This is a genomic window from Amycolatopsis kentuckyensis, from assembly GCF_002155975.1.
GTDB classification, from domain to species: domain Bacteria; phylum Actinomycetota; class Actinomycetes; order Mycobacteriales; family Pseudonocardiaceae; genus Amycolatopsis; species Amycolatopsis kentuckyensis.
Map to the genome: position 1 here is coordinate 1 of NZ_MUMI01000800.1, position 2,191 is coordinate 2,191.

At 71.2% G+C, this 2,191-nt stretch carries 1 protein-coding gene and 1 pseudogene; one reads left to right on the top strand and one right to left on the bottom strand.

Annotated features, from left to right (window positions below):
* Positions 1-382 (bottom strand): annotated as a pseudogene (locus CCN39_RS48020) (histidine kinase); the annotation flags it as partial.
* A gap of 355 nt (positions 383-737) precedes the next feature.
* On the opposite strand from CCN39_RS48020, the gene CCN39_RS48025 reads away from it, so the two are divergent.
* Positions 738-1,988, top strand: a complete 1,251-nt coding sequence (locus tag CCN39_RS48025; RefSeq protein WP_086853865.1) for a low temperature requirement protein A — start codon at positions 738-740, stop codon at positions 1,986-1,988.
* Positions 1,989-2,191 lie beyond the last annotated feature (203 nt).

A 2,191-nucleotide genomic window follows, 5' to 3' on the forward strand; every position in this document is an offset into this window, starting at 1 on the left:
GGGCAAGCTCGCCGGGATCCGCGCGGCCGGTGTCCCCGGGCAGCGGCGCGAAGCCGGCGTCGCGCTGGACCGCCGCCACCTTCGCGTCGACCGCCGCGGTCAGCGTGTCCGGCGCGCCCGCCGGGACCGCGACGGCGGTGACCATCTCCTCGCCCAGCGACGCCGTCAGGTCGATCGTGTCGCGCAGCACCGGCAGCCGGTCGCGGGCCGCGGTGAGCGCGGTCGCCCGGTCGAGTTCGCCCTGGATCCGGATTTCCGCGAGCGCCACCGCGACCAGCACCGGCAGCAGCAGGACGACGCTGATCTTGGTGCGGACGCTCCAGTGCGCCGGCCACCACGCGGCGTCCGCCGGGCGGCGGAGCGTGGATCTGCTTTCGTGCATGGCGGAATCGCTCGATTCCCAGCCGCGCTCGCACGGCTGACGTCGAACTCGGACAGGACGTGAAACCCCAGGAAGACGTGGCGTTGATCAGGCCGACCAGCAGAAGACATCACGCCCGGCGTCCTTGTCAACCCTGCGGAGCGGCGTTTCGGAACGCGGCGATCGAATTGTTTCCACGGTTCACGGATCGTGTTCCGGCGGTCGCTGCTTGCACACCGTTCAAGCGCGTTCGCCCAGCTCCCGGGCCTACTCAGGGGTAAACCAGGCTCGGCTTACCGACTGGCGGCAGAATTACCGACAGCACACGCCGGGGCGAATTCGGCCATTGTTTCCGACAGTGTGTTATTAATTCCCCGTGACCGATGTGGACAGACCAGGCGGCAAGCGGGTCGGGTGGGTGGAGCTGTACTTCGACCTCGTCTTCGTGTTCGCGGTGGGCCAGGTGGCGCACGGCATCGTCGCGGACCCCCACTGGGCGCGTGCCGCGGCGGCGCTCGGCCTGTTCGCGACGCTCTGGTGGACATGGATCGGCTTCGCGGTGCTGTACAACCGCCGCGGCGACGACAGCCGTGTCGCCGACCGGCTGTTCGTGCTCGCCGGCACGATCCCGTGCGGGATCGCCGCGACGCAGGCGCACCACGTCTTCGAAGGGCACCCGGCGATCTTCGCCGCGGCGATGGCCGGGGTCCGCCTGATCCTGGCGGCCGCGCACCGCTGGCCGCGAGACGGCGCCGACCAGCGGCGGATCAGCGTGGGCTACGCGGTTTCGGCCGCCCTGTTCGGCGTCTCGGCGGTCATCCCGCACTCGTGGGCGCTGTGGGCGGTCGCGCTGCTGCAGGAGGCCGGGTTCCTGCTGCTCGGCGACGGCCGCGAACGGCGCCGCGGCGAGCGTCCCAGCCGCGAGACCCGGTGGCGGCTCATGCTGGCGCCCCCGCGCGACCCGAACCTGGCGGTCGACTCGGCGCACCTCGCGGAGCGGTTCGGGCTGTTCATGATCCTGCTGCTCGGCGAGCTGGTGATCACGGTCGGCACGGCGGCGCTCGAGCGTCCGGCCGACGACCTCGGGTACTGGCTGGCCCTGGCCGGCGGCCTCGTCCTGGCGGGGGCGCTGTGGTGGGTGTACTTCTCGTCGGCGGTGGAGATCTACGAGCGCATGCTCGGGTTTTCGGGCGGCAACCCGGCCCTGGCGTATTCGCTGTACGCGGGCGGGCACCTGACGCCGGCGTTCGCGCTGCTGCTGATGGCGGCCGGGGTGAACGTGGCCCTGCACGAGTCCCCACCCCACGCGGCGGCCTGGTTCACGACGGCGGGCCTGGCGATCTACCTGGCCGGAACACGGGTGTTCGCGGCGGGCTCGCACCGCTGGTACGCCGCCCTCGCGCGAGTGGTGGCGCTGGCGGCGACGGTGAGCCTGGCGTTCCTGGACCGCGTGCTGCCGGCCCCGGCGGTGGTCCTGGTGATCGCGGTGTGGGCGGCGGGAACGGCCGCGGTGACGGCGGTGATCCGCCACCGCAGCCTCACCCGCCTCGACGAGGACCCGGTGGCCTTCCTCCGCCAGATCGCCGACCGCCGCCGGCCCAACGGAGAAACGAAGCCCGGCGCCTGAGAACACAACATGCTCCAAGCCGGAACCCGCGTGTCCGGAACCCGAACCCGCGTGATCCAAGCCGTAACTCGCGTGATTGAACCCCGAACTCGCGTGACTGAACCCGGAACTCGCGTGACTGAAGCCGGAACTCGCGAGTTACGGGTTCAATCACGCGAGTCCCGGGCCTGATCACGCGAGTTCCGGCTCTGATCACGTGGGTT